The organism is Pseudomarimonas salicorniae, from assembly GCF_023156535.1.
Classification (GTDB): domain Bacteria; phylum Pseudomonadota; class Gammaproteobacteria; order Xanthomonadales; family Xanthomonadaceae; genus Pseudomarimonas; species Pseudomarimonas salicorniae.
Genome location: NZ_JALNMH010000023.1, coordinates 1 through 24,068, shown reverse-complemented (window position 1 = coordinate 24,068; position 24,068 = coordinate 1). Strand labels below are relative to the sequence as shown.

Below are 24,068 nucleotides of genomic sequence, written 5' to 3'. Positions count from 1 at the left end.
CCTCTCCGACATACACTTCCCACTCGCGGGCCGTTCGCATGTTCGCCTCCGTTGGTTGGTCCCAATTAGAGGTTTAACTGCGGACGGCCCGCATAGCATCTACAGTCGGGCTTCGTTGGGCGTGAGCGAAGCCCCATGGGGTGCGTCCTGGACGCACCGACACGGGCGTTCGTACGGTACGCCGGGTGCGGCCAGCCGCACCCTATGGATGTCTGGTTCGCGCCCGGCCCGCTCCTCAGCCGCGCAGCAGGCTGGCCAGCTCCTCGGGGCTGTGCCAGTGGGCCAGCGACACGTAGCGGGGCAGGAACCACGGATCGCTGTCCCAGTGGAAATGCCCGGGCTCGATGCTGACGGCGGCTTCAAGGCCGAGGCGCTGGCCGTGGCGGGGCAGGTACTCGCTGCGCAGGTACTCGCTGGCCTGGCCATAGGGGTAGGCAAAGATCCGCGGCGGCTGGCCGCTGCGCTCGGCGATGATCGAATTCGCGGCATCGACCTGTTGTGCGCAGCTGACCTCGTCGGCGATGGCGTGGAAGTGGCCCCAGTCGGCATCACCCGGGGCAAGGCAGGGATGGCGGTGGTCGAGGCCGTGGCTGTCGATCTGCAGCAGGCCGCTGGCCGCCGCCTCGCGCCACCAGTGGTCGTTCATCCATTCCCGTCCCATGGCCTGGGTGCTGATCTCATGCCGGGCGCCAGCGTCGGCGATGACGAAGCTGGTCGCGCAGATCGGCCGCTGCCCGGGATGCGCCGCGGCGTGGCGGCGCAGCAGGGTGGCGAACGAGGGCTGCGGGCCGTGCTCGGGGTGCTCGATGTCCAGCCAGTCGAAATCCGGGCCGTCGTCGAAGGTGATGCAGACGAGCTCGTCGAGCGGCAGGTCCCGCGCGCCGCGCAGGGACGCCACCAGCTCGCGCAGGCCGATGATCTGCCGGCCGGATGCGGCGATGACCTCGAGGTCGGCCGCCAGCCCCACATGCGAGTTGTTGCGGTAGTCGTTTCCGAACAGCAGCTGCGAGTGGTAGGTGAGGATGGGACAGCCGGGCATGGTGCGGGCAGAGACGGACAGGCGCCTATGGTAGCCGCGTGCGGCCGGAGTTACTGGAATCCGGGCTGGCCGACCTGCTCCGGGAACTGGGGCACGCGCAGAAGGCGGGCCGGATCGACCGCGTGGCGACGGAAGCGTTGCACCAGCTCGGCATACCGCGCCTCACTCATCGCCGGGTCGCGAGCCAGCAGCCAGGCGAGGCTGCGGCGGGGATTGCTGAGCAGCGCCCACTGGTAGTCCGGATCGATCTCAAGGACTTCCAGGTCAGCGCTGAATGGCCAGACGAACTGCACGCTCCACCGCGCGCCGTCGCTGCCCGGCTGGACCGTGGAGACGCCTTCCCAGCGCTTCTCCGGCCGATCGAAGCCGCGCCGGAAGACGTAGACATTTTCGATCCGGCCGTCCTCGCGCAATCGGTACTCGTCACGGGTGGCGACCTTACCCTCCTCCAGCCAGTACGGCACGTTGGCGATCACGTGCCAGGCCCCCATGAAGCGCGGCAGGTCGACCTCGGCCAGCGGCGGCAGGTCGCGCGGCGGCGCCGAGGCGCAGCCGAGCAGGAACAGGGCGAGTATCGGGGGCAGCAGGCGCATGGCGTGACTCCTTCGAATCCACCCCGAGCATGCACCGCATCGCTTGAAGGCGCCGTATGGAAACGCCGCGCAACGCAGCTTCGGCGGCGCAGGCCTGGCGAGTTCTGCGATGTACTCGCGGGACAGGACACTAGATCCAGCGGCGAACCCGCTGCCGGTAGGCGCTGAACTCCGCGCCGAAACGGGCGGCCAGCGCGCGCTCTTCGGGTTCGATCTGGAAACGGTTCAGATAGAGCACGAAGGCCGGCATCAGCCACAGGGCATGCAGGCTGGACAGCCAGGCCGCGGCGGCGCCCAGCAGCAGAAGGAAGCCGAGATACATCGGATTGCGGCTGAACCGGTAGATGCCGGAGCAGACCAGGGATGAGGCCTGATCCGGGCTCAGCGGGTTGACCGTGGTCCGCTGGCGGCGGAAGGACAGCACGCCGGACAGGGCTACCGCGGCACCGCTGAGGACGAGAAGCGTGGTCAGTGCCGGGCGCAGCCCCAAGGGCACCCCGCCCGGGCTCGGCGCCAGCCATTCCATGCCGGCGAGGAGGGCGACGGCCAGGCCCAGCACGGCAAGCGGTGGAACGCGAAGCTCAAGCGCGGCCATGGCGGTCGGCAACCGGATTGCGGATTCCTGATCGGGGCCGGTCGGCGGCCCAACGTGCAGCAGCACTCATTCCGCGCCCAGGGCCACGCCGGCCAGCCCGGCCAGCCCTTCAACCAGCCGGCGCTCGTCCATGCCGGGCGAGCGCCGGCTGCGGAAATAGGTGCCGAGGGTGCCTAGGACCCGACCCTCGGCATCGCGGATCGGCACGCTCCAGGCGCCGAGGAAGCCGAGCGACAGGGGCAGGTGGCGCAGCTCGGCCCACTTGTCGTCGGCGAGGAAGTCCGGGGTCAGCACCACTTCGCCGGTGGCCGCCGCAGCGCAGCAGGTGCCGAGTCCCGGATCGGGCTTCAGCCCGTCTATCGCGGCCACATAGTCGGCGGGCAAGTTGGGCGCGGCAGCGTTGCGCAGCAGGCCAGTCTCATCCAGCAGCATGATCGACACCACCGCGCCCGAACCGCCCACCTTTTCGGCTGCGCTGGTCAGCAGCTCCAGCAGCGCCTTGCGCGGCGCGCCCTTGGCCTTCAGCTGCCGCAGTTCGGCGGCGACGCTGGAGAGGAACGCGTCGCCGCGGGCGTCGGCCATCGCTGGAACCTCGAGTGATTGATGTCGCCACATGGCCAAGCACTCCGTTTCACTGGGCTGCCGGTTCGTGCGACGCGCACCGGAAGGGTGTCGACGATTCTACGCCGCATTCTGCACGGGAACGCAGCCTTCCGTTCGGCGTATACCGCCGTCGACCCAACCCGCCCCGACGCACGGATTGCGACGAGGTGAACCGCTGACGAGCGGTCTCGCCCACCTCCATCGGAGGGCCGCGTGTCAGTCGCTGGGCAGGCCCCCGGCCGCGGACCGGAACACCGCTCCGCCTGTCAGGATTCGACCAGCTCAAGCGGCTCGGCGCTGACGTCGACGACCAGGGAGTGCATCTCCACGCGGAACCACTTCTTGAACGTCGCGAGGTCGCGCTTTTTCGGCCAGAGCGACTCATCGGTGCACCAGGCCCCCAGCTCCTGCTCGAAGAGCTCGGCAAAGCAGCGCTGGAGGATGCGCTGCTGGCTGCGGTCGTTCTCCCATTCGTCGACCAGATAGACCGCCTGCTCGCCGTCCGCAGAGGGAAGCGGGCCTCCGCCGCCGAGGCTGGCGGCCCAGTCGAGATAGGGCTGAGCAGGGCGGAGGATGATGGCCCCGCGGTTGACCATGGGAGCGGCATCGATGTCTGTGAGATGACTCATGTTGGAGCTCCGTTCGCGTGGGGAGCCAAGGGCAAACACAGCCCGCGGGTTCGCCTTACTGTCTGGGCAGCCTGCGGTTGTCCGGCCGGGCCTGCGGATCACTGCAGCGGAACGGATTGATATCCAGGCCGCCGCGGCGGGTGTAGCGGGCGTAGACGCTGAGGCGATCGGGCCGGGTGCGCTGCCAGAGGTCGCAGAAGATCCGCTCGACGCAGTGTTCGTGGAACTCTGCGTGGCGGCGGAAGCCGACCAGGTAGCGCAGCAGGGCGGCGCGGTCGAGGCGTGGGCCGTCGAGGTGGATCTGCACGCTCGCCCAGTCCGGCTGGCCGGTGACCGGACAGTTGGACTTGAGCAGATGCGAGACCAGGCGCTGCTCGGCGCGTTCGCCGCCCCAGCGCAGCAGCTCGGCGTCGGGCGGGCCGTAGTGGTCAATGGTGATGGCGGGATCGTCGATGCAGTCGCCTTCGGGCAGTCCCGACTCGGGCAGTTGCGTGGCATCGAGCAGGTCCACGGACACTGGCGCCCGCGCGGCAACCGAAAGGTCGCGCTCGATCATCGCGCGAATGATCTCCGGGCCTTCGGCGCGGAACTGCATGAAGCCGTTGAGATACAGCTTGAGCGACTTCGATTCGATCAGGTTCGGCGAGTCAGCCGGCACGCGCAGCTCGGCCAGGGCGACCCGGGGCAGGCCGCCCGGCGCGAGCCAGGACAGCTCGTAGGCGTTCCAGACGTCGACGCCGTGCAGCGGCACGCCGGCGAGGTCGAGCGCGGCGCGGTTGCCGGCGCGGGGAATCGGGAAGAGCAGGGCGGGATCGTAGTCCTCGCGGTACTCGGTGGTCTTGCCGAGGCTGGAGTCGGCGGCGGTGGGCAGGCTCATCGGCGCATTATCCGTCCTCGATGGCCCGGCCGGCGTGATCACGCAACCCGCTGGCGCAGCGCATCGCGGTAGGTGCGCGAGCAGGGCAGGACGCTGCCATCGCGCAGATGCAGGCGGGCGTCGCCGTTGTCGGTGGGCTCGATCGAGGCGATCTGGTCGAGGTTGACCAGATAGCTGCGGTGGACCCGCGCAAAGCGCGCCGGGTCAAGCCGCGACTCGATGCCGGCGAGGGTGCTGCGCAGCGGATAGTCATGACCGCGCACGCGCAGATTGACGTAGTTGCCGGCGCCCTGCATCCACTCGATGTCCTGCGCGGCCAGCAGGAACTCGCGGCCGAGCTTGCGGACTAGGAAGCGCTCGGGCCGCTCGACCGGTTCCACCGGCAGGCCCTCGTCCGGCGCCGAGAGCAGGCTGGCCTCGCCCTGCCAGCGGCGCAGCAGCAGGCGGTAGAACTCGAGCAGCACGATGAGCAGGAAGTAGCTGCGGGCGTCCTTCAGGTACTCGTAGGCCAGCTCCACCCCCCAGTCGCCGAAGTCGTATCGGGCACCCATCGCCTCGTAGGCTGCGTGGCGCAGGGCGACCATGCCGCCCACGTGGACCAGGCAGACCAGGACACTGGCCAGCAGGTGCAGCGGCAGATGGCGCCGCCAGCTCTCCCAGTCCAGCGGATAGCGCCGCGAGAACACCACCACCGCCGGGATCAGCAGGGCCCAGAGCAGGGTGCTGCTGGTTTCCCAGACCACCACCTCCCAGGGCAGGTAGCGCTCGCCGAGCCCGGCACGCTCGATGTCCATCAGGACGGTGACGATGTTGGCGAGGTTGTTGCCGGTGAGGAACAGGACCCAGAAGCCCAGCTCGAAGGCCCGCCGCCAGGGTTGGAAGCGTTCGTAGGCGGTGGGGCGGGTGGCCGGCATGGACGCCATTCTACGAACCTGCGCGCGGCCTGCCGCGCGATTCGTCCCCACCCGCCCGCGTTTCGTCCCCGAAGTCGCGGGATCAATCACTTGGCCATGGCAGCCGGTCGCGGTCGCGGGCAGCCTCGAGCGATCTGAACCGCCGGGAGCGCAATGTCATGGAACGCCGCCACGACCTCGACTGGGTGCGCATCGCCGCCTTCGGCCTGCTCGTGCTCTACCACGTCGGCATGTACTACGTGAGCTGGGACTGGCACATCAAGAGCCCCCAGGCCGGCCCCGCGCTGGAGCCGCTGATGCTGCTGAGTGCGCCCTGGCGGCTGTCCCTGCTGTTCCTGGTCTCGGGGGTGGCGACCGGCTTCCTCATCGGCAAGTCGTCGCGCGGCTTTCTTGCCGCGCGTTCCTGGCGCCTGCTCGTGCCGCTGCTGTTCGGCATGTTCGTCATCGTGGTGCCGCAGGCCTACTACGAGGTGGTCGAGAAGGCCGGTTTCGACCAGGGCCTGGCGAGCTTCTATGGCCTCTACCTGTCCGGCGGGCTGTGCCGGGGCGAGGACTGCCTGACCACGCCGACCTGGAACCATCTGTGGTTCGTCGCCTATCTCTGGGTCTACACGGCGGCCTTGGCTGCGCTGCTCGCCCTGTTCCCTCGCGGGATGGAGGCGATCGCCGAGCGGATCGACCGGCTGTTCGACGGCTGGGGCGTGCTGCTCTGGCCTCTGGCCTGGCTGGCGGCCGCCCGCCTGCTGCTGGTCGGAACCTTCGAATCGACCCATGCCCTGGTCGACGACTGGTACAACCATGCCCAGTATTTCCCGCTGTTCCTGCTCGGCTTCTGGCTGGTCCGCGCCGAGGCCGCCTGGGCGGCGATCGAGCGGCTGCGCTGGGTCGCGCTGGGGCTGGCGCTCGGCAGCTGGGCCTACATCGCCTGGTACTTCACCGCCTACGCGCCGGAGGGCGAGCCCATGGCCGCGCTGCGCTACGGCCAGCGCGGGGTCTGGGCGGTCCAGCAGTGGTCCTGCATCCTCGCCGTGCTCGGCTTCGCACGGCGCCTCGCCCCCGGCGACGGCCCGGTCCTGCGTTATCTGTCCGAGGCGGTGTTTCCGGTCTACATACTGCACCAGACCCTGATCATCATGATCGCCTGGCAGCTGCGCCCGCTGGGCTGGGCGCCGGCGCTGGAAGGCCCGCTGCTGACCCTGCTCACCGTGCTGCTCTGTTTCGCCGGATTCGAGGCGGTGCGCCGGGTGCGCTGGCTGCGGCCGCTGTTCGGCCTCAAGCGGCTGCCGCGGGCCGGCTCGGCGACTACAAGCGACCAGGCCGTCGCCGCGGTGACGCCCACGCAACGCTGAGTTGCTGCCGGCGGTCTTTATCGCCCGCCGGCCCGAGCCCATGCTGGGCAGATTCGACCCCGCAGCGGAGCCCGTCATGATCACCCTTCGCAAGGCCGCCGAGCGCGGCCACGCCCACCACGGCTGGCTGGACAGCTGGCACAGCTTCTCGTTTGCCGACTACCACGATCCCGAGCACGTCCACTTCGGCCCGCTGCGGGTGATCAACGAGGACCGCATCGTGCCGGGCAGCGGCTTCGGCCAGCACGGCCACCGCGACATGGAGATCATCAGCTACGTGCTGGAGGGCGCCCTGGCGCACAAGGACTCGATGGGCAACGCGGCAAGCATCGTGCCCGGCGAGGTGCAGCGGATGAGCGCGGGCAGCGGCGTGCTGCACTCGGAGTACAACCACGACCCCGTCGGGACCACCCACTTCCTGCAGATCTGGATCATTCCCGAGCGTCGCGGTGGCGCGCCGGGCTACGAGCAGAAGGCCTTCCCCGAGGCCGAGAAGCGCGGCCGCCTGCGCCTGGTCGCCAGCCCGGATGGCGCGGACGGCTCGGTGCGCCTGCAGCAGGACGCCAGGATGTACGCCGGCCTCTTCGACGGCAGCGAGGAAGGAATATATCGTTTCGCCCCCGGGCGCCTTGGCTATCTCCACGTGGCCCGCGGCCGGATCGAGGCCAACGGCCAGCTACTGGAAGCGGGCGATGCGATGAAGCTGGTCGATGAGGCTGCCCTGCAGCTCGCCCGCGGGCAGGACGCCGAGGTGCTGCTCTTCGATCTGCCTCCCGGGTAGCCGGCGAGGGCGCCCATCCGGCGCCCGGGGATCGCTCAGGGCGACGCCGCAGCCTTGGCTGTCGCCGCACAGTCGAGCCCGAACGGCCGGGTCAGCCGGCTGAGCGTGTAGCCGCCTTCGCCCCAGGCAGCGTCCAGCGCCGCATAACGCAGACTTGCACCGTCGCAGCCGCTGAAGTCGATCTGCAGGGTGCCCCAGGCGGTATCGCGTACCGCGGCGGGATCGAAGTCGCCGCCGAAGCCGCCGCCCTCCACCCGGCGCATATCGTCGATGCGCAGCGCATCGCCCTCGAGCGTGCCGACGCCGTACAGCCAGGCCGGAGCGCCGCTGGGGTCGAAGGTGAACCAGGTCAGCGCGACGGCGCCGGCGTCAAGGGCCTCGATGATCCAGCCCTCACCGCTGCGCGCCGGATCGAACCAGGCGCCGCTGCGTGCCGCGCCCTCCGGGCTGCTGGCCGCCAGCGGCTGGCCGCAGGGCAGGCCACGAAGCCGGGTCAGCCGGCTCAGCGGGCGCTGCAGGTCCGGCAGTCCGGCGGTCGAAGAGAAGGTCAGGCTGGCGCGGTCGCAGCCGTCAAACGTGATGTTCAGACTGCCGACGTCGTCATAGCGCAGGGCGTTGGCGTCGAAGCCCGTGCCGAAGCGGCCGCCGCGCACCGCGCTCACCGCGTCGAAGCGGATGCCGGCGCCGGAGATGGCGCCCTCGGCGGCGATGTACCAGGCCTGCTTTCCGCTGCCCTCGGCACTGAAGCTGTACCAGACGAGGGTGGCCGTGCCGGCATCGTTGATCTGCAGGATCCAGCCCTCACCGGGACGCGCGGGGTCATACCAGGCTCCGGCGTGGGCCGGACTGACCGCCAGGCTGGTCGCCGCATTCACCGCAGCCAGGGCATCGACGCGGCCGTGACCGAACACCGCGTTGGGCACCGCGCTGCCCGGAAACCCGGGGCAGTTGCCGGGGAAGGCGCTGGCGATGGCGCTGCCGCGCAGCAGGTCCGAGGTCGCCTGCGGCTGGGCGATGAGCAGCGGATTGGCGCCGAGCATCAGTGCCGCGACGCCGGCCACATTGGGCGTCGCCATGCTGGTGCCGCTGGCCGGACCGTAGCCGCCACCGGGCAGGGACGAACGGATGGCCACCCCGGGGGCGCTGATGTCAGGTTTGAGCAGAGGGCCGTTGGGCCCGGCCACCGGCCCCCACAGCGAGAAGGAGGCAATGCCGCCGGTATTGCTGGTGGCGCCGACCACCAGGGCGTGCGGCGAGGTTGAGGGCGGATCGTCGATGCTGCCGCAGAAGGGCTGGCCATTGCCGGCGGCGACCACGGTCAGCTGCCCGGCCGCATCGGCCGCGGCCAGAGCGCCGTCGAAGCTGTCCGGGGAGCAGTCCTCACCCAGTGGTGGCGGGCCCGGTGGGCAGCCCCAGGAGTTCACGGTGACTGCCGGCGCCAGGTCGGGGCGGGCGTCGCTGCCGTCGACCCGGCTCGGGGCCAGCAGGAACTGGAAGCAGGCGAGATAGGTCGATGGCCTGCCGACGCCCGAGTCCATGTTGCGGCAGCCGATCCACTGCGACTCGATGGCGACGCCGATCCGAGCGCCCTCGCCGCCGTCGCCGATCGCCGTGCCCATGGTGTGGGTGCCGTGCATATGGTCATCACACGGAGTCGGGCTGGCAAAACCGCAGGGGTTCTGCCCGCCGTTGATGGTCGCGCGCACGCCGTCGAACCAGTGGTAGTCGTGGCTGGCGCCGCCGTCGCGGGAGCCGCGGTAGCGGTCGCGCAGGGCCGGGTGGTCGAACTGGTAGCCGGTGTCCTGGCCGCCGACCACGACACCGCGCCCGCGGGCGCCCAGCGCCCAGGCCTCGGGCACGCGCATGGCGGTCAGGTGCGGCTCGACGGCAGCCGCCGACTTGCTCGCCGGTTCGCGCTTGAGGTCGGCGACCTTGCGCGCCGCGTCGCTGTCGATGCGCAGCAGGGAGGGGTGCTCGCGGAGGGCGGCGAGCTGATCCGCATCGAGCCTGGCCGCGATGCTGTTGCCGAGCCAGAGCGGGCGCGCATCGATGCCCAGCCTGTCGAGCTCGGCCAGAAGCGGCGCCTGGCTGCGCGCAGCGTGCGCCTTCAGCGCCGCAACCACCTGTTCAGTGCGCTGGCGCTGTCCGGCGGGACCCACCGCCGGCGATAGCGCGGGGAGTTCGGCCGGGGCCAGCTTGAGCAGCACGTCGGCCTGGCCGCTCTCCGCGATCGCCTTGGTGACCGTCGGGGACAGCTTCGCCCCGGCCAGTGCGGCACAGGGCGTGGCGAGGCCAAGGGCCAGCAGGAGGGCGGAGCGCAGGGGGCGGATTGTCAGGGGCATGCGTGGAGAAAACCTTGTCAGAAGGGAGGGCGTTGGCCTGGCGCGTCGCCCGGTCGGGAGCGGAGACCTCCGGCGCGGCGAAGTGTGACGCCGCTGCCACAGCGCCGCCATCTGCCGAAGGGGGGGCGTATTCCGCCCGCCGTGCGTCGCCGTGCCCTTGGCAGCCACCTGCAGGCAGCCCGCACAGCCTATCCCGCCGGACCCGGCCGGGCGTCAGGAGGGCTGCGCGATCCGGTTGCCGGAATGCACGCGGCGCGCCCCCCACTGCGCCTTCGACTGCGCCCAGATGTCGACCCGCGACTGCTGGTAGGGCGGGGGCAGGGCGCCCGGGCCGATGCGTTCGGCGCCAAGGCGGCGCGCCAGGTTCTGCGAGGCGACGTTCAGCGGATCGATGGTGTGGATCACCTCGCTCCAGCCGAGCCGGTCGAAGGCGAAGTCGATCGCCGCGGTGGCCGCCTCCAGTGCGTAGCCCCGTCCGTGGTAGGCGCGGGAGAGGGTCCAGCCGACCTCGGTGCCCGGCCAGCCCTCCGGCGCCCAGGGACCGACCCGCCCCACCCAGCGGCCGCTGGCGCGCTCGATCACGGAGAAGAAGCTGACCCCGGTGAGGCTCCAGGCGCCGGCGACCGTCATCAGGCCGCGCCAGGCCTCGGAGGGGGTCTGGACACCGCCGATGAAGCGGGTGGTTTCCGGGTCGGACATCGTCGCCGCCCAATCCGGGAAATCCTCCATCCGCGGCGGGCGCAGGAGCAGGCGCTCGGTGTCGATCTGCGGCAGCTCAGTCATCGATGTTTTCCGTGGGCGTGTCGGGTTCGGGCGAGCGCACGCAGTTGCGGCCGGATGACTTGGCGGCATACAGCGCGGCGTCGGCGGCGCGCATCAGGCTGGAGCGGTCGCTTCGGCCAAGGCGCAGGTCGGCCACGCCGACGCTCACCGTGATCCGGTGCGGCTTCTGCTCGATGCGGAAAGGCAGCGCCTCGACCTCGCGGCGCAGGGCCTCGCCGCGCACAAGGGCCTCGGGCAGGGTGCAGCCCGGCATCAGCAGGGCGAATTCCTCGCCGCCGATGCGCGCCGGCAGCTCCTGGTCGCCGGCGTGCTGGCGCAGGCGTGCGGCCAGCTCCTGCAGCACGCCGTCGCCCGCCACGTGGCCATATCCGTCGTTGATCGGCTTGAACAGGTCGACGTCGACGATGCACAGGCTGAGCGGCTCGCCCTGCTCCACCGCCGCAGCGATCGCGGCATCGACACGTTCAGTGAAGTGGCGTCGGTTGGGCAGCTCGGTCAGCGGGTCGTGGGTGACCAGCTGGTAGACCTCGGCGTGGTAGCTGGACTCGGGGTTCTCCCTGCCGATGAACTTGAGCAGGCTCTCGCCGACCGTGACGTGGTCGCCATCGCGCAGTTCGGCGCCCTCGACCGGCACGTCGTTGACCCGTGTCCGATTGGTTGCTCCGAGGTCGCGGAGGTGGCAGACACCGGCTTCGATGCGGATCTCGCAGTGCCGGCGGGAGACGCTGGGATGGGCGATGACCAGGTCGTTGTCCCGCGAGCGGCCCACACGCACCGTCGTTTCACCGACGTCGACACGGCGGCCGAGGCCCTCGCCGTGGATCACCACCAGGCAGGCGCGCCGGTCACCGTCGAGCTGCGGGCCGCCACTGGCCATGGTGCGCTGGGTGATCGGGTTGTCTTCCTCGCCGCTCATGCCGCCGTGTCGCATCCACCGGGCCTGGCCGGCAAGCGTATCATCGGGCGCTCCCGGCGCCGGTGCCCGAATGGCCGCATCCACTCCGCCAGACGACGAGTTTCCGACAAAGGCGCTGGCCTCCGCCGAGCCCGGGTCCTGCGGCGAGGGTATGGCCCCCGGCCAGCGTATCGGTGCCTTCCGCATCGAGGCCCTTGTCGGGCGCGGTGGCATGGGCGAGGTCTACCGCGCGGTCCAGCTGGAGCCGGTGCAACGGGTGGTGGCGATCAAGCGCTTGCGGCTGGCCGGCGCCGGCAGCCGGCAGGCCGCCTGGTTCGAGGTGGAACGCCAGGTTCTGGCACAGATGCAGCATCCGAACATCGCCCAGCTGTTCGATGCCGGAAGCCTGCCCGACAGTTCGGCCTACCTGGTCATGGAGTTCCTCGACGGAGAGCCGCTGACCGGCTGGTGCCGGTCCCATCGGGTCTCCCTGCGCGGGCGGCTTGACCTGTTCCTGCAGCTGCTCGACGGTGTTCAGCATGCCCACCAGCGCGGCGTGATCCATCGGGACCTGAAACCGGGCAACGTGCTGGTCACCCGGGTCAACGGCCGACCGGTGCCCAAGCTGATCGACTTCGGCATCGCCGCCGCCGCGGACAGCGAAGGTACCGAGGTCGCCGGCACGGTCGACTACATGAGCCCCGAGCAGTCGAATCCCGCGCTGGGTTCGCTGGACGTGCGTTCGGACCTGTACTCGCTGGGCGTCCTGCTGCACGAGCTGCTGACCGGCGAGCGCCCGTTGCGGTCCTCTTCGGACCCGGCCGCGCACACCCGCACGACGGGTCCCCAGGCGCCGTCGGAACGCCTGCGCGAGATGCCCGGCCCGGTCGCTGGCGCGCTGGCGGCTGAACTGGGTGTGGGGCGTGGCGCGCTGCTGCGCCTCTACCGCCATGAGCTGGACTGGATCGTGCGTCGGGCCACCGCGCACGATCGCGCCGATCGCTATCCCAGCGCCGATGCCTTCGCCGCCGATGTCCGTGCCTTCCTCGACCACCGTGTGGTCGCCGCGCATCCGCCAAGCCGGCGCTATCGGATGGGCAAGTTCCTGGCCCGTCATCGGCTGGGGGTGGCGAGTGCGGCCCTGGCTGTCGCCGCCCTTCTGGCAGGTCTGGGCACCGCCCTGTACGGACTGCAGCAGGCCCGCGAGCAGCGCATGCTGGCCGAGGCCAGGGCCGATGAGAACGCCCAGCTCGCCGCCTTCCAGCAGCGCATGCTTCGCGATGTGGACCTGTCCGCCATGGGCGAGCAGATCCTGTCGCTGGCGCGGGAGCAGGCGGGACTGACGCCGGGTTTTCGCGGCATGCCGGAGTCGGAACAGGCCGCGGCGCTGCGCCTGCTCGACCTGGTTGATGGCATCGACCTCGCGCGGCGGGTGCTCGACAGCCAGCTGCTCGACCGCGCCGAATCGGCCATTGATCGCGACTTCGCCGGTCGTCCGCTGCTCGCCTCGCAGCTGCGCGAAACCCTGGCCGAGGTGCACGACAGCCTCGGCAACCGCGCACGCGCAGCGGTTCTGCAACGCGAAGTGGCCGCGCTGCGCTCGGATGAACTGGGGCCGGCTGACCCGGCCACCTTGCGGGCCCGGGTGGCCGCAGCAACAGCCCTTCTCGCTGCGGGCGAGCGGGACGCGGCGGGCGACGAACTGGAAGCCGCCGAGCGTGCGCGGCGCACTGCCAGCGCCGTGCTGCCGGCCGATCTCGCGGCGCGGCTGGCCATGGCCCGCGCCGAGTGGCACAGCCAGGGCGGCGATTACGCCGCGGCCAGCGCCGGCCTTGCCGCTGCGGCCGCGCCGCTGGCCGACGCCGGCGGCGAGCCTGCGCTGGCGTTCCGCCTGCGCGCACAGTGGGCCGGCAGCCTGCTGCGCGAAGGCCGGCGCGACGATGCGGCGCGGGTCATCGACGAGGCGCTCGAGGCCGCCGAGGCCGAGCTCGATCAGGACGACGGCGCCCTCCTCGACGGACTCAATGCGGCAGTGCCGATCCGTGCCGGCACCGGCGATCTGGAGGCTGCCCTGGCGCTGTCCGAGCGCCTCTACGCCCGTTCCGTGGAGCGCTTCGGCCAGGAGCATCCCTTCACCCTGACCCAGGTCAACAATCGGGCGGTGACCCTGATCAACCTGCAGCGGACGGAAGAGGCCATCCCCTTGCTGCGCGGTCTGGTGGAGGCGCGGGCCCGGCAGATCGGCGCGCGGCATCCGCAGACCATCAAGGCCGAGGCCAATCTCGCCTCGGCGCTGATGCGCTCGGTGCAGGACCGCGAGCCGGACGCGCTGCGCGCACAGCGCAGCGCCGAATCCGCCCAGCGGCTGCGCCGGGTCTTGGCGGCCCGCGAAGACCTGCTCGGCCGCGAGCATCCGGAGACCCTGCTCTCGCGGGCCAGCCTGGCCTCGGTGCTGATGCATGGGGGTGAGATGGAGGAGGCCCTGCGCCTTGCCCGTGCGGTGTATGACGCGCGGCGGGAACGCCATGGCCCCACGCATCGGGACACCATCGATGTGCTCGACCTGCTGGGCCAGATCCATCTCGCCGCGGGCGAGCTGTCCGCCGCGCGTGAGGCCTTTGCCGCGGTCCTGGCTGCCCGTCGGGCAGAGCAGGGGGATGAGGCCTTCGGCACGCTGAGTGCCGCCGCCGGCCTCTACCTGAGCCTGCCGCCCGACTCTCCGCAAGGACGCTCCCTGCGCGAGGGCCTGCTCCAGCCGGTGCTGGACCCACCCATCGAGGCGCTGCCGCCGCCCCTGCAGCGCACCCGCCGCCAGCTCGACGCGGCCGCCGGCCGCGGCGTCGGCGCGGACGGCTAGGGAATGGGCCGCTGGCGGATCGGTCGCGGATTCACGTCGGACTGCTCCGGAGGCAGATAGCCCGATCCCTGCATCGAATACATCTGGGCCTGGGCAGCCTCGCGCAGCCGCTTGCGCTCGAGTACGGTCAGGCAGACGTTGGTGCTGCGATGGCTGCCCACGAACGTCTCGCGACGGCAGATCAGCCGGCTGTCGGCGGCGGCCTGCGTCAACAGGTTGTTGACCAGTTCCTGGTCGTTGAACAGCGTGGTCTGGACGCGCTTGTCCAGTTCCTCGAGCTGGCTGACGCCCTCAAGATGCCCGGCCATCCTGTCGAGCGCGGCCAGCACGGTGTCGCGGTCCTCGTCGCTCAGCTCGCGGTAGGTCTTGCCGCGCATGCCCTTGATGATCGCCTCGCGCTGCGCCTCGAAGTGCGAGGGGCTGAAGCTGTAATTCTTGTGTTCCTTGTCATCGGCAGCGGTGGCGAGGCCCGCTGCCAGAGCCGCAGCAAGCAGGGCGAAGCGAATGGTCGAAGGTCGCATGGCGTGTCTCCTCGAATGGGGGGCAGGGGGAACCGGGAACGGGCGCCTCGGACGGGGTCAGCGGCCACCCGGGCGGGACGGCGCGCCCGGAGGCGGCTCGCGTGGCAGATAGCCCGAACCCTGCAGCTGACCCATCTGGTTCTGGGCTGCCTCGGTCAGTCGCCGGCGCTCGGCGACGGTGAGACAGATGTTGGTGGTCCGATGGCTTCCGACGAACTTCTCGCGCTTGCAGATCAGCCGGCTGTCGGCAGCCGCCTGGGTGAGCAGGTTGTTGACCAGTTCCTGGTCGTTGAACACCGTGGTCTGGACGCGCTTGTCCAGTTCCTCGAACCGGCTGACGCCCGCCGGGTGTCCGGCCATCCTTTCGAGCGCGGCCAGCACGGTGTCGCGGTCCTCGTCGCTGAGCTCGCGATAGGTCCTGCCGCGCATGTCCTCGATGATCGCCTCGCGCTGCGCCTCGAAGTGCGATGGGCTGAAGATGTAGTGGCTGTGTTTCCTGTCGTCGGCAGCCGTTGCCAAGCCAGCGGACAGGGTCGCGGCAGCCAGGGCCAGGCGAAGCATCAAAGGTTGCATGGCATGGATCCTCGTGGCGGCGTCAAGATGATGGCGCGTTGGCGCGCGGCTACGGCCGATGGCCGACGGTGTGCTGCTGCATGCAGCGCATCCCGCCGGGCGGGTGAATGACTGCGCCCACGCCGCCTCGCGTCGGCGCCTGCGGCGGAGTCGGAGTCCACGAGGGTGGACAGGGTCGCGCCGAGGTTGGCGGAGCGTGACCAGGCAGTCAGCCTCGCCGTGATGCGCGTCAGGCGGCCGACTTCCCTAGGGCGGCGCGCCCAGTCCCGCGGGAGTGCATGGCGATCCCGAGGGCGGCGAAGCGCCACGCCTGCCGGGCTGGAAGTCGGGCCTGGGAAGGGGTTCAGCGAGTCGACCGCCGCAGCCGGAGCGGACCCCGGTGCGGCGGCCCGGTGCTGCTTTCTGCCTACTCCCTCGGCAGGTAGCCGGAGCCCTGCAGGCCGCGCATCTGATCCTGGGCGGCCTCGGCCAACCTGCGACGCTCGCCGACGGTCAGGCATACATTGGTGGTGCGGTTGCTGCCGACAAACTTCTCCCGCTTGCAGATCAGCCGGCTGTCCGCCGCGGCCTGGGTCAGCAGGTTGTTGATCAGCTCCTGGTCGTTGAACACCGCGGTCTGGTCGCGCTTGTCCATGTCTTCGAAACGGCTGACACCGGACAGCCGCGCCTCCATCCGGGCCAGCGCCGCGAGCACCGCGCTGCGGTTCTCGTCTGTCAGCTCGGTGTAGGTTTCGTCGTGCAGGCTTTCGAGAATCGTATCGCGCTGCTCGGCGAACCTCTGCGGACTGAACTCTACGTTCTGGTGTTCCTTGCGCTTGGCTGCGTCGGCTGCACAGGCGGACAGCGCCAGGACGAATGCCAGGGCGAAACAGGTGAATGGGTGACGCATGGGACAGCTCCTCGGGATGAGCTGCCGATACTACGTAGAGCTTCGTAACAAAGCAACGAAGCGCTTCGTAGATGCTGCGGTAGGCGTCGGACCAGCTGTCGGCTCCCTGTCCGGTGACGACCCGGCATGATGGTGCGCCGCTCCGCCAAACCGCGCTGATGGGTGTCCGGCAGGCCGCGGCTCGCGACGGCCGGGGCCTGCTCAGCTTCGCCTCAATAGCCATCGGAATCGTCCCTGCAATCTACGGCAATTGCCGTACTTGCAGTTGACACCGTCCAGCGCCCGCACACGGTGCATCAATTGACGTACTGCGGGTCCCGCCTTGAGCCCGTTCCGCGGTGGTCCGCCCGGCGGGTGTCGATCAGTTGCCCGCGGGTAGCGCGCTGGGCCGCTGGAGGCGGCGCATCTGTTCCTGGCTCTGTTCCTGACGACGCCGCCGCTCGGCCACGGTGAGGCAGGTGTTGCTGCGCATGTTGCTGCCGAGCGTCTTCTCGCGGGTGCAGACGAGTCGACTGTCCGCCGCGGCATCGGAGAGCAGGGTGTTGATCAGCTCCTGGTCGTTGAACACGGCCACCTTGTCCGGCTCGCTGAGCTGATCGATGCTGGAAACGCCACTCAGCCTGGCCGACATGCGATCCAGTGCGTCCAGCACCTCCTGCTTCGCCTCGTCGCCGATCTCGTGGTAGAGCTTGCCATTGAGCGACTCGATCAGGCGCCCGCGCTGCTCGGAGAATCCGGCCGGGCTGAAGGTCACGTCCTTGTGCCGGCTGGCGGCGCTGGCGTTCGCAGCCCCCAGCAGCAAGGCGAGCAGGATCGGGTAGCGCAGTGCAGGCATGGCGGGCAACCTTTGTGTAAAGGAGTCCGAATCGTACGGCGGCCATCGTAGACTGTGAAGTGCCGGGGGTTCCGGAAGGCCGCGGGCCATGCTAATTGCATGGTCTTCATGCGTCGGAGTCAGCCATGATCGAGCAGATTCTTCCCCAGCGACGCCGGGACCTCGGCGGATTCGAGGTCGGTCGTGTGCTGCCGCATCCACAGCGCAGGATGGTCGGGCCCTTCGTGTTTCTGGACGAAATGGGGCCGGCGGACTTCCCGCCCGGGCTGGATCGAAAGGCCGATGTGCGGCCACACCCGCACATCGGATTGTCCACCCTGACCTATCTGTTCTCCGGCGAGATCACCCATCGTGACAGCCTGGGATTCGAACAGGCGATCCGTCCCGGCGAGGTCAACTGGATGACCGCGGGACGGGGCATCAGCCACTCCGAACGGTTTGATCGGGCGCGCCGCGAGGGCGCGCACATGCATGGGCTTCAGGCCTGGGTCGCGTTGCCCGAGGCCGAGGAGGAGTGCGCACCTGCCTTCAGCCATCATGGCGAGGACGCCTTGCCCTCGGGTATCGAGGGAGGCTTGCGCTGGCGGCTGGTGGCGGGCCAGTTCGAGGGGGTCAGCGCGGGCGTGCCGGTGCGCTCGAAGCTTTTCTACCTGCACTGGGAGCTCGCCGACGGTGCTGTGGCGCGACTGCCGGACGGCCTGGGCGAGCGCGCGGTGTATGTCCTCCGCGGCGCACTGGAGTCGGGCACGACGCGGGTCGAAGCGGGCCAGCTCGCGGTGCTGCCCGGGTGCGGTTCGGCGGTGCTGAGGGCGCTCGGACCGACCCTGGCGGTGGCCATCGGCGGAGAGTCACTGGGCCCGCGTTTCGTCGAGTGGAACTTCGTCTCTTCACGACGCGATCGCATCGAGCAGGCCCGCGATGACTGGCGTGCCGGCCGCTTCGCGCTGCCTCCCAACGACGATCGCGAATGGATTCCTCTGCCGGGTGATGACTGAGGCTGGCCGCCCAAGCCTCGCTCGCTCGCACGTTCCGGTGGGGAACGCCGGAAGACCAGCGACAGCGAGAATCCTGTGCCAGGCCGCCGCCGACCGGGCGACCCTTAGGTCCCCGGTTCCCGGCCTCGCAGCCAGACCCGCGGGCCGCGCAAGACCGCGCCGAATATTCGGGTTAGGATTGGATCAGACACTTCGTGGCGCAGCACAGCGTCAAGATGACCCACACCCGACCGGCCCCGGCCACCGGTGATCCTGCAGGGGGACATGGCTTCGACTGAACCCGGCAATGCCCCCCATCCGCGGCCCCCGGCGACCGCGCGCCTCGGCTTGCCGGTGAGCCCCGGCCAGGAGCAGCGCTGGGGCGTCCATGGGCTTGATGGCGACCTGATCACGCTGCGCCGCACCGATGGTCACCCGGTGCCCCAGTTCACGGCAGGCAGCCAGCTGGACCTGTGCTGGCAGGACGTCGACGAGCGCGTCCATCTTGAGCTGCGCGCCACCCTGCTGGAGCGTGGCGAGCTGGGCCTGCGCCTCGAGCTCGCCTCCCCGAACGAGTGGCAGCGCCAGCAGCTCGACCGACTGCAGCAGTCTCTGGCCGGCTCCGGCGCTCGCCCAGGGCCCGCCGAGGATGTCGTGCGCCGCGCGGTGGAGGCGCTGGCCCGCGTGCTGCGCAGCGATCTTCCCCCGCGGGTCGAGAACCTGTTCCGGCAGAGTGAGCTGGCCCTGGATCCGGCGCGACTCGATTTCGCCCGGGAGATCGGCGGCATTCCGCTGGCCGAGGCCGAACGCCGCCTGCGGGAGGTCGGCCCGACGGTGGCCTCCGATCTGCTCAGCGCCATTGTCGGCAGCATCGAGGCGCCCGGCCGGCAGCCGCAGCGGGCCCGTCGCTCGCAGGCCCTGCGCCTGGTCGACGATGACGAGATGCAGGTCTGGCTGAACCGGTCGGAGTCCCTGCGCCGGGTCGAGCGCGACGCCAAGACCGGCTGGCATGCGCTGCAGCCGCTGCTGGCCGAGCTGCAGCAGGTCGAGCCCGAGCGCGATCCTGAATCGCTGTCGGTCGAGTCGCTGCTCGACGCGCTGCTCTCCGCCCTGCGCTCGGCCGGCCTCGAATCGCCGCTGCAGCAGCTGGTGATGCGCTGCGCGGCCCGCCCGGACGCACTCGACGTGCCGGGCCTGTACGTCGGCCTGCAGATGGCCCTGCTGCGCGCGGGCCTGCGCACGCCGCAGAAGTCCGTTGGTGGTCCAAGGCCGGCGGCGCCGCCGCCGGCACCCGCCCGGCGTGATCCCGCGACGGCCGCCCGCCAGGCAGCGGAGTCCGGGGGCGCGTCGCCAGGCCCTTCGACCCCGCAATCCAGCGAGATCCCCGCAGGACCCGAACCGCCTTCTCCCGTCAGGCCCGGGCCGGTCGCCGCTGCGCCCAGCCCCTTTGTCGCCGCGCGCACCGGACTGGCCCAGCCGCCGCCGCCGCCGGCCGAGACGCCGCAGGTGCCGACCCGCAGCGCGCTCGAGGCCGCCCACAGGCTGTGGTCGCTCGGCCCCGGGGCCTTGACCCCCAGCGCCGACGCCGAAGGCGCGATCAGCGATGACCTGCTGCGGGAGGCCGTACGCCGCGCCTCGGCCGGTGATGCTGCGCAGTTCCGTCAGAGGCTGGTGGAGAAAGCCTCCGAGCTGGGCGGCGGCAGCCTGCAGGCCGATGCCCGGCAGACCGAGGCCATGGAGCTTCTGGCAAGGCTGCACCAGGCCATCGGCACCGACCCCCTGCTGTCGAATCAGTTCCGCGAGTGGACCCAGCCCCTGCTCGCTCCGATTCTCGGTGCCCAGCTGCGGCCCGAGGGGCTGGGCGACAGCGGCGAGACCATCCGCCGGCTGCTCGAGCTGCTGGAGTTCGGCAGCGTGGTTTGCGCGCAGCGCGATGATGCGCCCACGCGCGAGTTGCGCCAGCGCATCGAAGCGGTGGTCGGGGGGCTGGCCGAGCTGCCTGCCCTGCTGCCCCCAGAGCTGAACGCCGCGGCCGGTGAGCTGGACGCGCTGCTCAAGCGCCACCGGCGTGCCGGCAGCGCGGTCGAGGACCGGGTGGTCGAGGCCTGCGTTGGCCAGCATCGGCTGATCGAGGCCCGACGCCTGGTCGATCGCGAACTGACCGAGCGCTTTGCCGGCCGGTCACTGCCCGAGCCCCTGGCTGCCCTGCTCGATGACCGCCTCCACGCCATGCTCGTACTGGCGGCCCTGCGCGAGGGCAAGGACAGCGAAGCCTGGGCCGGACACATGACCAGGCTCGACCAGCTCGAGCAGGCCCTCGGGTCCGAACCCGGCGAGGCCTCCCGTCCGGAACGGGAAGCGCTGCTCGCCGGGGTGGAACAGTGGATGCAGCAGCTCGGCGCCGGGCTCGCCGGCGACCAGGCCATCCCGCAGTCGCAGGCGGATGCCGTGATGCTGGCGCTGCGCGACGCCTCGGCCAAGGCGACCGAATGGCCGGGCAAGGAGGCGCCGCCGGCGCCCCTGATCTCCAGTCTCGACGAGACCAGCGACCTCTCCGCGCAGCAGCTGCGACTGATGCAGCCGGGCGACTGGCTGGCCTTCGATCTCCACCAGGCAGCTCCACGCCTGCTCAAGCTGGCCTGGCACTCGCCCGACCGGCGTCGCTTCGTTTTCGTCACCCAGCTCGGCCACAAGGCCGAGGACATGGCCGACGATGAGCTGCTCGAGCTGTTGCGCGGCGGCAAGGTCAGCCTGCTGGAGGACGGCAAATCGACCGTCGTCGAACGCGCCTGGAGGCGGATGCTGGAGGGTTTGCACGACGAGCTGGCCGAACAGGCCTCGCGTGACCCGCTGACCGGCCTGTTCAACCGCAAGGAGCTGGATCGCCGGCTGCTGGCCTGGATTAATGCCCGCCACCGGCCGCCGCTGGCGGTGCTCTGGGTCGGCGCCGACTACCAGCGCATGCTCAATCAGACGCTGGGCATGGAGGGCGGCGACCACGCGCTCAAGCTGCTTGCCACCACCCTTGGCGAGCTGGCCCACGATCATGATCCCGAACGGGCATACGTGGCGCGCATGGCCGGCGACGAGTTCGTCATGGTCCTGCCGCGCTGCGACGGCCCGCTGGCCGAGATGGTCGCCGGTCGGCTGCGCGACGAGCTGGAGGACATGGACCCGCACTGGGAGGGCAAGCGCTTCCGACTTTCGGTCAGCATCGGCGTCGTAGTCGCCGACGAGAACTGCAGCGGCGGGGAGGCTCTGCTGCGCGACGCTGAGCGTGCCTGCGGCGCGGCCAAGGAGCTCGGTCGCGGTCGCACCTATGTCCACCAGATCGATGATTTCCGTCTCAGCCAGATGCGCGAGACGGTCGACTGGGTGGGCAAGGTCGAGCAGTCCCTGGAACAGGGTCAGCTGGTGCTGTTCGGGCAACGCGCCGAGTCGCTGAGCGAGAAGGCCAAGGCCGGCCCCGACTACCTCGAGGTGCTGCTCCGCATGCGCAGCGAGGAGGGCATGACCACCCCGCAGAACTTCATCATCGCGGCCGAGCGTTACGGCCAGATCACGGCCATCGACCGCTTCGTGCTGCAGCAGCTCGGGCTGCACCTGATGGCCAGCGACGCCTCGCGCAGCTTCCGCATCGCCTTCAACCTGTCGGCGCACAACGTCGTCGACCCCGAGTTCATCGGCGAGATCATCGAGACCCTGCGTGCCCAGCCGCAGCCCATGCACCAGCTCTGCGTCGAGCTGACCGAGACGGCCGCCATCCAGCAGTTGGCTGCGGCCAGCGAGGGCATGCGTCGGCTCAACGAAGCCGGCATCGCGATGGTGCTGGACGACTTCGGATCGGGCTGGTCCTCGTACAACTACCTGCGTCGCCTGCCGGTCGACATCGTCAAGGTGGACGGCGCCTTCATCAAGGACATCGCCACCAACCCGCAGGACCTCGCACTCGCCCGCTCGATCAACGAGGTCGCCCACATGCTCGGCAAGATGACCGTCGCCGAGCACATCGAGGACAAGGTGACCCTCGACCTCGTGCGCGAGATCGGATTCGACTACGCCCAGGGCTATTACATCGAGACGCCGCAGCCGCTGACCCAGCACCTCGATTGATCGGCGGCGGCAGGTTTCGCCAGCCACATTGCCCGAGCCTGATCCCTTCACCGTTTCGTCCCGGCGGATCTCTCCGCAGCGTCCCGTGCTTGACGAAAGACGAAAACTTTCGTAACAAGTCTCCGTGCGATCAACGAACGATTTCGTAGAGCGGGGGTGACGATGAAACCGGCACGGATCTTCCTTGGCAACGCCGACGGGCTGGCGGCTCGCTTCCCGGCCCTTGGCGCGGCGCCCGGACGACCGACGGCGGGCAGCGCATTCCACGGTCAGGAATGCAGCTCGGTCTGGCTGCTGCTGCAGGGCACGGCCTGGCTGGAGCTGGGCGGCGCGCAGGTGATGCTGCCTCGGCGGCGACTGTGCGTAGTGCGCGACGCCAGGGTCAGCCTGCACCTGGAGGGTCCGGTCAGCATGCTGGCCCTGGCTTTCTCCAGCGCGCAGCTCGACGAGCGCCTGCGCGGCCGGGCCGGGCACGCGGCCAGTCGCCGGCGCATGCTCTATCCGGAGTGCGGCCTGCCCGCGGCCGGACTGGTGCGCACCCTGCGCCGCCCGTTGGCCGGCGCAGGCGAGCTCGACCTCGACTGCCGTCTTGACCAGTTCCTGCTCGGGATCGCCGCCGATCAACAGCACCGACACGCGCGTTGGCTGTCGCGTACCCCGGGCCGTACCCAGTTCGACCGTTCGCGGACGCTACGCCGCCTGCTTCTGGCGCGCAGCGTGCTGCAGATGGAAGGCGGCGAACGCGTTCCAGTAGCCCGCCTCGCCGAGATGGCCTGCTACTCGCCCAGCCAGTTCGTGCGCACCTTCAGCAGCGTGTTCGAGACGACCCCGGGTGAGCTCCGCCAGCAGTTCCGTCTTTCCCGCGCCAAGAGCCTGCTGGCCACGACGCGGCTATCGGTCGACGAAGTGGCGCTGGAGGTGGGATACGAGAACCGCAGCGCCTTCTCCCGCATGTTCCGCGCCGGGACCGGCATGTCGGCCTCGCAGTACCGGGGACTGGGCGGGGCGGTGCTTCAGGCAGGTCTGGCCTGATGTCCTCGGCGGAGTGCACCGGGCGGGCGACGATCGCACGCAGGCCTATGCTGCGCTGGCCGCGACCCGCGACATCAGACCGATCGGCCGGCCGTCGTTGTCCTCGATGAAGGCCATCCACTCTTCGCTGCCATCGGCGTGCTGGTGGATTCGGTGGGGGGCGCTGACGCCCTTGGCGCCACGTTCCTGAAGGGCTTTCCAGCAGGCCGGCAGGTCGGACACCCGGAAATAGATCAGCGATTCTGCGCCGGCCTCGCCTTGGGAAAGCATCAGCCGGACCCCGCCGCAATCGAAGAATGCGAGGGTGCCGAAGGTAAACAGATGAGGCAGCCCGAGCACCTCGCGGTACCAACGCTCGGCGGCGGCGGTGTCGCTGACGGTCCGCGCGATCTGGCCGATCGGTCCCAGCTTCAGTTCTGCATCCACGTCGCATTCTCCCGGTTGTGAACTGGACAGTGCGCAGCCCCTCGGCAAACCCGCCCAGAGCTGCAGGGCGCGGCGATCGGCAAGGCCGAGCTTCTGCAGCGTGTTGCTGACGTGGTATTTCACCGCGTCCACACCCACGCCGCGCCGCGCCGCAATCTGCGGATTGCTCAGCCCGTGCCTGACCCCGTCCGTCACCCGCCATTCGGCGGGTGTCAGAAGATCCTCAACAGGCGGTCGACCGCGGCGGCGCATGGCGACATTGTGCGACGACGCAGGGCGAATTTCCCTACCCGGTCAACCGACCGGGATGGGCGCGAAGCAGACATTCCACAACACCCGAATGTAGACACTCTGTTCCCTGTCAAGCGATTTCTTGGCTCGGGAACAGCCTGCTCCCGTCGTACTTTTCTGGGCTTTTGACGAGGGTCCAGGCAGCGGTGAGCAGCTT

General features: G+C 70.1%; 21 protein-coding genes. 6 read left to right on the top strand and 15 right to left on the bottom strand.

Annotated elements, in window-relative coordinates; translation table 11 throughout:
• Positions 1–235 precede the first annotated feature (235 nt).
• From M0G41_RS18290 to M0G41_RS18260, 7 genes are all read right to left on the bottom strand, one after another.
• Positions 236–1,039, bottom strand: a complete 804-nt coding sequence (locus M0G41_RS18290) for a polysaccharide deacetylase family protein (protein ID WP_248211656.1) — start codon at positions 1,037–1,039, stop codon at positions 236–238.
• Between the two features lie 50 nt (positions 1,040–1,089).
• Entirely contained in the window at positions 1,090–1,632 is a 543-nt protein-coding gene (locus M0G41_RS18285) for a lipocalin family protein (protein WP_248211654.1), read from the bottom strand.
• Positions 1,633–1,762: 130 nt separating this feature from the next.
• Positions 1,763–2,227, bottom strand: coding sequence for a methyltransferase family protein (locus tag M0G41_RS18280; RefSeq protein WP_248211648.1), 465 nt, complete (start codon positions 2,225–2,227; stop codon positions 1,763–1,765).
• A 66-nt stretch (positions 2,228–2,293) separates the two neighbouring features.
• Positions 2,294–2,842 (bottom strand): GAF domain-containing protein, encoded by a 549-nt coding sequence (locus M0G41_RS18275; RefSeq protein WP_248211646.1) that lies wholly within the window; start codon positions 2,840–2,842, stop codon positions 2,294–2,296.
• Positions 2,843–3,096: 254 nt separating this feature from the next.
• Positions 3,097–3,459 (bottom strand): hypothetical protein, encoded by a 363-nt coding sequence (locus tag M0G41_RS18270; RefSeq protein WP_248211644.1) that lies wholly within the window; start codon positions 3,457–3,459, stop codon positions 3,097–3,099.
• Positions 3,460–3,514: 55 nt separating this feature from the next.
• On the bottom strand, positions 3,515–4,330 hold the full coding sequence (gene queF / locus M0G41_RS18265) for an NADPH-dependent 7-cyano-7-deazaguanine reductase QueF (protein ID WP_248211658.1): 816 nt from the start codon (positions 4,328–4,330) through the stop codon (positions 3,515–3,517).
• A 44-nt stretch (positions 4,331–4,374) separates the two neighbouring features.
• A complete protein-coding gene (locus M0G41_RS18260; RefSeq protein WP_425511279.1) occupies positions 4,375–5,250 on the bottom strand; it encodes a LytTR family DNA-binding domain-containing protein in 876 nt (291 codons plus the stop codon).
• A gap of 158 nt (positions 5,251–5,408) precedes the next feature.
• Between M0G41_RS18260 and M0G41_RS18255 the strand changes: the two genes are divergently transcribed.
• Positions 5,409–6,599: an acyltransferase family protein gene (locus tag M0G41_RS18255; RefSeq protein ID WP_248211640.1), complete on the top strand. Its 1,191-nt coding sequence runs from the start codon at positions 5,409–5,411 to the stop codon at positions 6,597–6,599.
• A 76-nt stretch (positions 6,600–6,675) separates the two neighbouring features.
• Complete coding sequence (locus tag M0G41_RS18250; protein ID WP_248211639.1) at positions 6,676–7,380, top strand: pirin family protein; 705 nt, start codon at positions 6,676–6,678, stop codon at positions 7,378–7,380.
• Between the two features lie 35 nt (positions 7,381–7,415).
• Here the strand turns inward: M0G41_RS18250 and M0G41_RS18245 are convergent, their stop codons facing one another.
• The 3 genes from M0G41_RS18245 to M0G41_RS18235 form a co-directional block, all read right to left on the bottom strand.
• Positions 7,416–9,722, bottom strand: coding sequence for a S8 family serine peptidase (locus M0G41_RS18245; RefSeq protein ID WP_248211637.1), 2,307 nt, complete (start codon positions 9,720–9,722; stop codon positions 7,416–7,418).
• Positions 9,723–9,935: 213 nt separating this feature from the next.
• A complete protein-coding gene (locus M0G41_RS18240; protein WP_248211636.1) occupies positions 9,936–10,505 on the bottom strand; it encodes a GNAT family N-acetyltransferase in 570 nt (189 codons plus the stop codon).
• Positions 10,498–11,421 (bottom strand): GGDEF domain-containing protein, encoded by a 924-nt coding sequence (locus tag M0G41_RS18235; RefSeq protein WP_248211634.1) that lies wholly within the window; start codon positions 11,419–11,421, stop codon positions 10,498–10,500. The genes M0G41_RS18240 and M0G41_RS18235 overlap by 8 nt, the downstream gene beginning before the upstream one ends.
• Before the next feature lie 70 nt (positions 11,422–11,491).
• Here M0G41_RS18235 and M0G41_RS18230 point away from each other — a divergent pair, with 70 nt between their 5' ends.
• On the top strand, positions 11,492–14,257 hold the full coding sequence (locus M0G41_RS18230; protein ID WP_248211632.1) for a serine/threonine-protein kinase: 2,766 nt from the start codon (positions 11,492–11,494) through the stop codon (positions 14,255–14,257).
• On the opposite strand, the gene M0G41_RS18225 is transcribed toward M0G41_RS18230, so the two are convergent.
• The 4 genes from M0G41_RS18225 to M0G41_RS18210 all read right to left on the bottom strand — a co-directional run bounded on the left by M0G41_RS18225 (position 14,254) and on the right by M0G41_RS18210 (position 17,075).
• Positions 14,254–14,778: a globin family protein gene (locus tag M0G41_RS18225; protein WP_248211631.1), complete on the bottom strand. Its 525-nt coding sequence runs from the start codon at positions 14,776–14,778 to the stop codon at positions 14,254–14,256. The genes M0G41_RS18230 and M0G41_RS18225 overlap by 4 nt on opposite strands.
• A 57-nt stretch (positions 14,779–14,835) precedes the next feature.
• Complete coding sequence (locus M0G41_RS18220; RefSeq protein ID WP_248211630.1) at positions 14,836–15,351, bottom strand: hypothetical protein; 516 nt, start codon at positions 15,349–15,351, stop codon at positions 14,836–14,838.
• A gap of 406 nt (positions 15,352–15,757) precedes the next feature.
• Positions 15,758–16,240, bottom strand: coding sequence for a hypothetical protein (locus M0G41_RS18215; RefSeq protein ID WP_248211629.1), 483 nt, complete (start codon positions 16,238–16,240; stop codon positions 15,758–15,760).
• 361 nt (positions 16,241–16,601) lie between these two features.
• Positions 16,602–17,075, bottom strand: a complete 474-nt coding sequence (locus tag M0G41_RS18210; protein ID WP_248211628.1) for a hypothetical protein — start codon at positions 17,073–17,075, stop codon at positions 16,602–16,604.
• A 125-nt stretch (positions 17,076–17,200) separates the two neighbouring features.
• Between M0G41_RS18210 and M0G41_RS18205 the strand changes: the two genes are divergently transcribed.
• The 3 genes from M0G41_RS18205 (at position 17,201) to M0G41_RS18195 (ending at position 23,194) form a co-directional block, all read left to right on the top strand.
• Positions 17,201–18,070 carry a pirin family protein gene (locus M0G41_RS18205; RefSeq protein ID WP_248211626.1) on the top strand — a complete coding sequence of 290 codons (870 nt, stop codon included), beginning with the start codon at positions 17,201–17,203 and terminating at the stop codon, positions 18,068–18,070.
• 264 nt (positions 18,071–18,334) lie between these two features.
• Positions 18,335–22,162 (top strand): DUF1631 family protein, encoded by a 3,828-nt coding sequence (locus M0G41_RS18200; protein WP_248211624.1) that lies wholly within the window; start codon positions 18,335–18,337, stop codon positions 22,160–22,162.
• A 162-nt stretch (positions 22,163–22,324) separates the two neighbouring features.
• Positions 22,325–23,194: a helix-turn-helix transcriptional regulator gene (locus tag M0G41_RS18195; protein WP_248211623.1), complete on the top strand. Its 870-nt coding sequence runs from the start codon at positions 22,325–22,327 to the stop codon at positions 23,192–23,194.
• Positions 23,195–23,239: 45 nt separating this feature from the next.
• Here the strand turns inward: M0G41_RS18195 and M0G41_RS18190 are convergent, their stop codons facing one another.
• Complete coding sequence (locus tag M0G41_RS18190) at positions 23,240–23,872, bottom strand: VOC family protein (RefSeq protein ID WP_248211622.1); 633 nt, start codon at positions 23,870–23,872, stop codon at positions 23,240–23,242.
• Between the last annotated feature and the right edge of the window lie 196 nt (positions 23,873–24,068).

What these genes read in the sequence shown, in the direction of transcription:
- M0G41_RS18290 (WP_248211656.1), bottom strand. Translation starts at nt 1,039, where the DNA reads ATGCCCGGCTGTCCCATCCTCACCTACCACTCGCAGCTGCTGTTCGGA.
- M0G41_RS18285 (WP_248211654.1), bottom strand. Translation starts at nt 1,632, where the DNA reads ATGCGCCTGCTGCCCCCGATACTCGCCCTGTTCCTGCTCGGCTGCGCC.
- M0G41_RS18280 (WP_248211648.1), bottom strand. Translation starts at nt 2,227, where the DNA reads ATGGCCGCGCTTGAGCTTCGCGTTCCACCGCTTGCCGTGCTGGGCCTG.
- M0G41_RS18275 (WP_248211646.1), bottom strand. Translation starts at nt 2,842, where the DNA reads ATGTGGCGACATCAATCACTCGAGGTTCCAGCGATGGCCGACGCCCGC.
- M0G41_RS18270 (WP_248211644.1), bottom strand. Translation starts at nt 3,459, where the DNA reads ATGAGTCATCTCACAGACATCGATGCCGCTCCCATGGTCAACCGCGGG.
- M0G41_RS18260 (WP_425511279.1), bottom strand. Translation starts at nt 5,250, where the DNA reads ATGCCGGCCACCCGCCCCACCGCCTACGAACGCTTCCAACCCTGGCGG.
- M0G41_RS18255 (WP_248211640.1), top strand. Translation starts at nt 5,409, where the DNA reads ATGGAACGCCGCCACGACCTCGACTGGGTGCGCATCGCCGCCTTCGGC.
- M0G41_RS18250 (WP_248211639.1), top strand. Translation starts at nt 6,676, where the DNA reads ATGATCACCCTTCGCAAGGCCGCCGAGCGCGGCCACGCCCACCACGGC.
- M0G41_RS18245 (WP_248211637.1), bottom strand. Translation starts at nt 9,722, where the DNA reads ATGCCCCTGACAATCCGCCCCCTGCGCTCCGCCCTCCTGCTGGCCCTT.
- M0G41_RS18240 (WP_248211636.1), bottom strand. Translation starts at nt 10,505, where the DNA reads ATGACTGAGCTGCCGCAGATCGACACCGAGCGCCTGCTCCTGCGCCCG.
- M0G41_RS18235 (WP_248211634.1), bottom strand. Translation starts at nt 11,421, where the DNA reads ATGAGCGGCGAGGAAGACAACCCGATCACCCAGCGCACCATGGCCAGT.
- M0G41_RS18230 (WP_248211632.1), top strand. Translation starts at nt 11,492, where the DNA reads ATGGCCGCATCCACTCCGCCAGACGACGAGTTTCCGACAAAGGCGCTG.
- M0G41_RS18225 (WP_248211631.1), bottom strand. Translation starts at nt 14,778, where the DNA reads ATGCGACCTTCGACCATTCGCTTCGCCCTGCTTGCTGCGGCTCTGGCA.
- M0G41_RS18220 (WP_248211630.1), bottom strand. Translation starts at nt 15,351, where the DNA reads ATGCAACCTTTGATGCTTCGCCTGGCCCTGGCTGCCGCGACCCTGTCC.
- M0G41_RS18215 (WP_248211629.1), bottom strand. Translation starts at nt 16,240, where the DNA reads ATGCGTCACCCATTCACCTGTTTCGCCCTGGCATTCGTCCTGGCGCTG.
- M0G41_RS18210 (WP_248211628.1), bottom strand. Translation starts at nt 17,075, where the DNA reads ATGCCTGCACTGCGCTACCCGATCCTGCTCGCCTTGCTGCTGGGGGCT.
- M0G41_RS18205 (WP_248211626.1), top strand. Translation starts at nt 17,201, where the DNA reads ATGATCGAGCAGATTCTTCCCCAGCGACGCCGGGACCTCGGCGGATTC.
- M0G41_RS18200 (WP_248211624.1), top strand. Translation starts at nt 18,335, where the DNA reads ATGGCTTCGACTGAACCCGGCAATGCCCCCCATCCGCGGCCCCCGGCG.
- M0G41_RS18195 (WP_248211623.1), top strand. Translation starts at nt 22,325, where the DNA reads ATGAAACCGGCACGGATCTTCCTTGGCAACGCCGACGGGCTGGCGGCT.
- M0G41_RS18190 (WP_248211622.1), bottom strand. Translation starts at nt 23,872, where the DNA reads ATGCGCCGCCGCGGTCGACCGCCTGTTGAGGATCTTCTGACACCCGCC.